General features: G+C 43.3%; 5 protein-coding genes. 2 read left to right on the top strand and 3 right to left on the bottom strand.

Annotated features, from left to right (window positions below; all coding sequences use genetic code 11):
- Positions 1-419 precede the first annotated feature (419 nt).
- Together B3C94_RS20745 and B3C94_RS20740 are read right to left on the bottom strand one after the other, a co-directional pair.
- Complete coding sequence (locus B3C94_RS20745; RefSeq protein WP_293907308.1) at positions 420-1,292, bottom strand: helix-turn-helix domain-containing protein; 873 nt, start codon at positions 1,290-1,292, stop codon at positions 420-422.
- A 158-nt stretch (positions 1,293-1,450) separates the two neighbouring features.
- Positions 1,451-1,834 carry a hypothetical protein gene (locus B3C94_RS20740; RefSeq protein WP_293907306.1) on the bottom strand — a complete coding sequence of 128 codons (384 nt, stop codon included), beginning with the start codon at positions 1,832-1,834 and terminating at the stop codon, positions 1,451-1,453.
- A gap of 121 nt (positions 1,835-1,955) precedes the next feature.
- Here B3C94_RS20740 and B3C94_RS20735 point away from each other — a divergent pair, with 121 nt between their 5' ends.
- Both B3C94_RS20735 and B3C94_RS20730 read left to right on the top strand, forming a co-directional pair.
- Positions 1,956-2,558 carry a Crp/Fnr family transcriptional regulator gene (locus tag B3C94_RS20735; RefSeq protein ID WP_293907304.1) on the top strand — a complete coding sequence of 201 codons (603 nt, stop codon included), beginning with the start codon at positions 1,956-1,958 and terminating at the stop codon, positions 2,556-2,558.
- A gap of 191 nt (positions 2,559-2,749) precedes the next feature.
- Positions 2,750-5,200, top strand: a complete 2,451-nt coding sequence (locus B3C94_RS20730; RefSeq protein WP_293907302.1) for a glycoside hydrolase family 95 protein — start codon at positions 2,750-2,752, stop codon at positions 5,198-5,200.
- Between the two features lie 162 nt (positions 5,201-5,362).
- Here B3C94_RS20730 and B3C94_RS20725 read toward each other — a convergent pair.
- A partial coding sequence (locus tag B3C94_RS20725) for a hypothetical protein (protein WP_293907300.1) occupies positions 5,363-6,033 on the bottom strand: 671 nt, incomplete at its 5' end.

The raw sequence follows: 6,033 nt of genomic DNA, 5'->3' as shown, positions 1-6,033 counted from the left end.
TGCAGTGGCTTTATAAAAAAGGTGAAATAATTCAAACGATTTTCCGTTGAGCCTGTTCTTTGTTCGGAAATGTATATAATTAGTTAAATAAAACAGGTTAAAGGATTGTTTTTTGTAAAGGCTGGGTTCGTGGTTGACCTAGCCTTTTTTTGTTTCAAATCTTGATTTTCTCATGACCGCAATGCGCGGTAAAGGCAGCGCTGTCCAACCGTCCAATTCGACGCTACCGAAAGGAATGTTTTGGCGGTATGTTATACAGTCAGAACGGAGTTTTCAAGACTAAAATATTGTCTAACTATCAAAACAATGCCATGGGTATACGTTGTATGAGAAGCAAATAGTTAGTCCTAATTATAACTTATCATCACCTGGCATATAGTACTTTATGCCAGGTGATGATATTTTTTTCTTAGGCCGCATTAACTTTTAGGGAACAGCAGCTTATTTTTATAATCGGAAGGAGTAATCCCCTTTATTGATTTAAAGAATTTGTTGAAGTTGGGCAGAGAATTGAAACCGCAGGCGTAAGCGATATGGGTGATGGGGGTTTCGTCCCTGGCCAGAAGTCTGCAGGCTTCATTAATCCGTACTTCATTGACAAACTTTGAAAACGTTTTCCGTGTGCGTGCTTTGAAAAATCGGCAAAAGGAGGGTTTGGTCAGGTTCGCCAGCTTAGCGGCCTCATCTAGGGAAATTTCATCGTTAAAATTTTCAAAAACATAATTGTATATACTAAAAATAATTTCTCCATCCTTTAGGGACAGTCCATCAATATAAAGCTTATCGGATAGTATGCTATATTCTTTGGTATGAAGAAGAATTGCCAAGGATTTAAAGAGATAGGCCGTTTTTTGTATATCAGGTGCAGAGACCATTTTTCGTAGTATTTTTTTTAGCTTATTTTTTGTTTCTCCATAAAATAACATGCCCTGCCTCGATTTTTCGAGGAAGTCATTGAGCTGAGATATTTCAAATAATAAGGGACAAAAGGACTGCAGGCCTTCTGGGTCGAAAATCAATGTTATGGATTCGGCGCTTTGACCCTCGAAGAAGGCTGTATTCTCATGGTGCCAAACGTGCGGCAAGCCAGGACCAATAAAAGTCAGTTCATCGCTTTCAAAGTCTTCCAGTTGATCTCCAATGCAGCTTTGGCCATTACCCTTAATGATGTAGGTAAGCTGGCATTCATTGTGAAAATGGTACTCGGAAAGAAGTTTGGGACAAGTTTCCCGTCGGATTTCAAAAATCCTGTTTCCTAAATTTGAAAGTGCTTTCGCATAAATTGGTCGCATAGATTCTTAAAATATTTTAATGATATAAAGGGGAATGTATACCAAACCTTATAATTGATTGAAAATGATAACTCAAAAAACGTCTTTTAACGATTAAAAGTCATGTATAAAAAGCTTAAAATCATGTAAAATATTACTTTTTGATGCGTTTTAAATCGCTAAAATTTTTGCCATCTCGTGTTAACAGAGGGTGGAATAGTTCTATTTTTTTTGATTTCATCCCAGTTCCTATAGGTGAAATGTCTGCTGACAGTTAAATAATACCGCCATCGCCAAAAGCACAGCGGATTTATCTTATAAAGCCGATAGATTTCCATATTTGCGGCTTTTGGTCTCGTAGCTTCTGAAAAATAGTAACTTAGAGTTTTATTCTTCCAGGGTGAAAAAATGTCGATATGTTCGATACCCGTATAAGAACCATCCGCATTCGCATAGCGAAAATAGCCTTGATCAATTTCTGCAAGAATTATGATTCCAACAACGGGAAGGTTAGGCAATGCAAGTATAAATAATATACTCCATTTGATGAGCTTACGTTTCATACCCAAAGTCTAGCAGTTTGTGGAATGTATTTTTTGCCAAAAAGCAAAAAATATAGACTGTTTATGGTGTATTTTAGGGGGATTTTTTGTTGACACACAATTATTGTGATATATTCATTGTATGCAAAAAAAGACCAGTCAATATAGCCAACCGGCCACAGATCTAATTTTAAAGCTGTTTGAAAGCATTCATCCGCTGTCGGAGGGTTTAAAACAGCTGATTGAAACGTATAGCTATGTAATCGATGTGGAAGCCAAGGTTCGCCTTATTGATATTGGAAAGGTGCAAAAGCAGATCTACTTTATCCTGAAGGGTGGTGTCCGTTCTTATTATATTGATCCGGCGGGCAACGAGATCAGCTCCTGGTTACTTTTTGAAGGAGAGCTTGCAATTGCTGTCTATAGTTTTTTCAGTCAAAAACCGAGCTTCGAAACGCTTGAGACGCTCGAACCTTGTAGCTTATTGGTCCTGAGCTACGACAAACTGAATGATTTATATCATCAATTTCCCGAATTTAATTTCATCGGTAGAGTATTGACAGAACGCTACTATATCAAAAGTGAAGAGAAAGCCAATGAGCTGCGGATGTTGCCCGCCATTGAGCGGTACAGAAATCTCATGGAACGCCATCCTAATATATTAAAACGTACACCATTGGGGATTATCGCTTCGTATTTAGGGATAACGCAATCCACACTGAGCCGTATAAGAGCTAAAGTGTAATGCTGGATGCCGAAAAAAGCCCCATAACTTTGCCAATAGGTTAATATGGCATCGGAAAAGAGCAATAAAGTGTATGTGTTTATAAAACTGGATAATTATTTTTGATGTAAGACGGAGGTCCTGCTCCTTTCTACAGGAAACCGTTCGCATTGAATAGTTAGATTTAAACACATACCGATTTATAAACCGCAATGAAATATCACCCAATCCTAAGCAATCTTTATCGTATCCGTCGGGGTCTAACCTGCTACCTGCTGCTTTCAGCAGCTGTTGCCAGCGCACAGAACCAGGTCAAAAAGGCAAACAAAATCTGGTTTGAGCAGCCTGCAAACGCCCTGGCTGTAGACTCCAAAAATGGCTGGGAAAGTGATCCCGAATGGTTAAAGGCCTTGCCTATTGGCAATGGTAGCTTGGGTGCGATGGTCTTTGGGGATGTCAACCGCGAACGGATCCAGCTCAATGAAATGACGCTTTGGAGTGGCAGCTTCGACGAAGGGGACAATCCTGCGGCTTCGCAGTCTCTGCCAAAAATCCGTGAACTGCTCTTTCAAGGGAAATACAAGGAAGCGACCGAACTGACCAATCAGACCCAGGTTACAAAGGGAAAGGGTTCGGGAAGTGGCAATGGAGCCAATGTGCCTTTTGGGTGTTTCCAGACCTTGGGCGATCTGCGCCTGGACTTTGGTACTGACGCGCCTTACCGGGATTATCACCGCGAACTGGATCTGATAAACGGTATTGCTTCCAGTTCTTTTGTCCAAAACGGGATCAGGTTTACCCGTGAGATCTTTGCCAGCCATCCCGATCAGGCAATCGTGATACGCCTTACTGCCGATAAAGCCGCCGCAATCAATGTGCTTTTCAATCTGGACCGGCCGGAAAGGTTTGCCACCGAAATAACGGCATTCCATGGGCTACGCATGTTCGGTGTGCTCGATAATGGTCGAGGCGGAGATGGCATGCGCTATGAGACCCAGGTGACACCCATTATCGATGGGGGACGGATCAGCAGCCAGACCAAAGGCGGAGTACAAATAGAAGGGGCCAATGCGGTCACACTTATCGTCACGGCAAAAACAAACTATAAACAGCATTATCCGGATTATACCAATGCCAATTATCAAAAGGAGCATCTGGCTATTATTAAATCGGCTATAGCTAAATCATACGCGACATTAAAAGATCGCCATAGCAGGGATTTTTCTTCCTTTATGAAACGGGTGAGTTTTCAGCTGGAAAATGATACCCCTAATCTTCCGACCAATGAGCTCATGGCCAATAATTTCCGCTCGGGAAATGAACAGGCTTTATATCCGCTTTATTTTCAATATGGCCGTTACCTCTTGCTTTCATCTTCGAGGGCAGGTGGGTTGCCGGCAAATCTGCAGGGTATCTGGGCCAACAAGATACAGACGCCCTGGAATGGCGATTATCATACCGATATCAATGTGCAGATGAACTACTGGCCTGCGGAAGTGGCCAATCTATCCGAATCGCATCGTCCGTTGATGGACCTCATTGCTTCACTTGTAGCGCCGGGAAGCAAAACCGCCAAGATTCAGTATGGTATGCAGGGGTGGGCACTCCATCCGATTACAAATGTTTGGGGTTATACTTCTCCGGGTGAAAGTGCCAGCTGGGGGATGCACATCGGTGCGGGCGCCTGGATTGCCCAACATGTCTGGGAGCATTACGCATTTACGCAGGATAAAGTTTTTCTGCGCTGGGCTTACCCTATATTGAAAGGGTCTTCGGCCTTTTACCTGGACTGGCTGACAGCAGACCCAAAAACTGGTCTGCTGGTTTCAGGGCCTTCACCTTCACCGGAGAATTCTTTTAAAGCGCCTGACGGTTCCACTGCGCAGATCAGCATGGGGCCTTCACACGATCAGCAGGTCATCTACAACCTATTTGACCATACGCTTCGCTCCGCAGCGATCTTAGGCTTAAAAGAAGACGAGTTTTTAAATCGACTGCAGACATCGAAGGCTAAATTGGCCCGTCCAAAAATCGGCCACGATGGCCGTCTGATGGAATGGGCTGAAGAGTTTGAAGAGGTCGAGCCGGCACACCGACATCTTTCTCACCTTTTTGCCCTTTATCCGGGCAATGAGATCACGGTCGGCCGAACACCCGAATTGGCAAAAGCTGTACAGCAGTCGCTGGAAAAGCGTGGCGACGACGGGGTAGGCTGGACCTATGCCTGGAAGATTGCATTATGGGCACGCTTGCATCAGGGCAACCGGGCTCTGAAGCTGCTCAATAAACAATTGCGGCCTACAGCGGATATGGATACCAAATACGATGGCGGCGGCGGTACGTATTACAATCTGTTTGATGCCTGTCCGCCGTTTCAGATCGATGGCAACTTTGGGGTGATCGCGGGCATGGCCGAGATGCTACTGCAGAGCCACGAAGATTTTATCGAACTGCTTCCGGCACTTCCCGACAGCTGGAAAGCGGGTGAAATCAAAGGACTCATGGCACGTGGTGCTATTGAAATTGATCTGAAATGGGCCAACGGAAAATTGCTGAGCGCAGGGGCGAAGGCCAAAAAACGCCAAAAGTGCCAGATTAAATATGCCGGCAGACTGCTTGATGTTGAACTGCCGGCTGGTAAAAGGGTGGAGATCAAAATCTGATCGTGCTAGAACCTTAACCATATTAATGTTTTCAGCGGCTATTGCAATGGACTGACCCGATCTTCGCTCAGCGAAGAAATATAAAATTTTTTAAAACGTTTTGGCGCTGCACTTGGTTTTGATAATACCTTAAGCAAGTTAGTGAGTTGATTGTATTTTTTTCTATTTTCGCCTTATCTGTAGTTTGACACCTAAAGCGAGTCCAATATAATCATCAAATTTAAGGTATTTGTTCTGCACGCCGCTAACTAGGTAAAGGTCACTGGTATGGAGATCATAATAAAACTTTATTCCTTCGAAATAGGAAGTGCTGGATTTAATTTTATAGACGAAGTCCTGACCTGCAAAAATATTAATGCGCAGCCGTGTTGAAAACCGATAGTAGCTATTTGGATATTTGTCGGGCTCTTTATACCAAAACTGTTTTCCCAACGTCGTATTGAGATAAGCACCGGCACGCAAAGGATGATAAATCAGTTGTTTATTGAGTCTAATTTCCCAAGGTGTATACGATTGACGCAGCGTTAAGGTAAGTTTAAGTCGGTCAGTATCATATTTCGGTACGTATCCAACCAAAAAGTCTGTCGACCACTGTTTGCTCCGGCCATAATCCCAGCCTGCACCGGTGGATAGTAGTCCAATGGAGCCTGCATATTGAATCATATAACTTGATGGAACAAGGCTAAAAGCTGTTTTTTTTAGCTCTTTGGCCCTGACGCTTTCTGTGTTGATAATCTTCACCTTTAGGGTGTCCACTTTGTTGCTGCCCAGGGTTTCTTGCGGTGAATTTTGGATTTGGGAAGCCTGAACTATATTGCTAGCTGAAAAAAAAA

Origin of the sequence: Sphingobacterium sp. UBA5670, assembly GCF_002420705.1 — a bacterium.
GTDB lineage: Bacteria > Bacteroidota > Bacteroidia > Sphingobacteriales > Sphingobacteriaceae > Sphingobacterium.
Note: the sequence above shows the minus strand (reverse complement) of the source record. Positions and strands in the feature narration are given on the sequence as shown.